Raw genomic sequence first — 1,326 nt, 5'->3', positions numbered from 1 at the left:
TACATTACCTTATATAGTTATACATTTGATTTCGGCTGCGAAGTAACTATACAGGTGTGTCAAATGGTGACAGAACATCAAGAAAAAAGTATATGCGGCTTACTTTTTCTTGGTAAACAAGCTTATTAACCAGCCAGTAAAGCCTCCGACTTCAGGAGCAGGATCTTCATAAATCTTGCCTCTTCGTCTTAACTCCTCTAAGATTTTATTTTCATTCTTTGCCATAATAATTATACTTGAAACCTGTTGGCGGAATTAGTTTAGCGCATATTTAACCCTGCCAATCGGTCTATTGTTTACATAATTTATATATTGCAAGACAGTGAATGCGCTAATTTTCCCGATGATTCGGGTAAACAGTCCTGGTGTTTGCTTTGCGTAATTTCTGAAGAGCATGAAGTGATCACAAAGTTGAGAGAAATTGGTCTCGATTCTCTTTCTCGCCTTTGCATAAGGCTTGAATGTTGGTCTCCAATTCTTCATATTCAGACGATATGGAACTTCCAACTTAATGCCTACAGAAGAAAACAGGTCTTGCTGTAGTTCTGCACTGAGGTAAGCACGATCACCTAGGATGCAACAGTCATGAAATTGAAACTTAACATCTTTAAGAAAATGAATGTCATGAACATTAGCTGGACTCAAATCATACGAGTGGATAACTCCACTTAACCCACAGACTGCGTGGAGTTTAAATCCATAATAGTATATCTTCTGAGTGGCACAATAGCCAAATGCTGGAGAGTTTGTCACGTCTGTTCCTTTCATCTTGCAACGCAATCCTCTGGACAAACGGCATACCTCTATCGGTTTGGAATCAATGCAGAAATATTCTTCTGCGCCATCCATCTTTGATGCAATGCGCTTACGAATCGTCTCGCATAATTCCGCTGTGAATTTTCGGCGGTCATTAAATTGACGTCGAGAAATCAGGTTTGGCATTTCAGTCTTATACTCCTTCAGTCTGTCGAACAAGTTGTTTTCACTGTCGATACTTAGATGCTCAGCAGTTAAGCTCAAAGCAACAACTTCGAGGTCTGAAAAACGTGGGACGACTCCTGGGCGAGGAATATTTCCTAGCTCATTAACTAAATTTATGGAGAAATTCTTGCATATCTCAAGAATTTTTACGAAATTTGCATACAAGTTGTGCATAGCGTGAAAGATTATAACTTTATGTTTTGACACCACAAAGTTACTAAAAATCAGCGAGATGCACAACTTTTTCTCCATAAAAGATACTAATTTTTAGGCGAATTTTAATTCCGCCAATGAGTTATAGTATAGCTATATTTTAACTTTTATTATGTACAAATACTCGTCTTT

General features: G+C 37.9%; 1 protein-coding gene. It reads right to left on the bottom strand.

The window, feature by feature from the left end:
* Positions 1-255: 255 nt before the first annotated feature.
* Entirely contained in the window at positions 256-1,233 is a 978-nt protein-coding gene (locus D4A39_RS18930; RefSeq protein WP_118201933.1) for an IS982 family transposase, read from the bottom strand.
* Positions 1,234-1,326: the final 93 nt, after the last annotated feature.

The sequence above is a fragment of the Alcanivorax profundi genome (genome assembly GCF_003597125.1).
GTDB classification, from domain to species: domain Bacteria; phylum Pseudomonadota; class Gammaproteobacteria; order Pseudomonadales; family Alcanivoracaceae; genus Alcanivorax; species Alcanivorax profundi.
Note: the sequence above shows the minus strand (reverse complement) of the source record. Positions and strands in the feature narration are given on the sequence as shown.

What these genes read in the sequence shown, in the direction of transcription:
- D4A39_RS18930 (WP_118201933.1), bottom strand. Translation starts at nt 1,233, where the DNA reads ATGGAGAAAAAGTTGTGCATCTCGCTGATTTTTAGTAACTTTGTGGTG.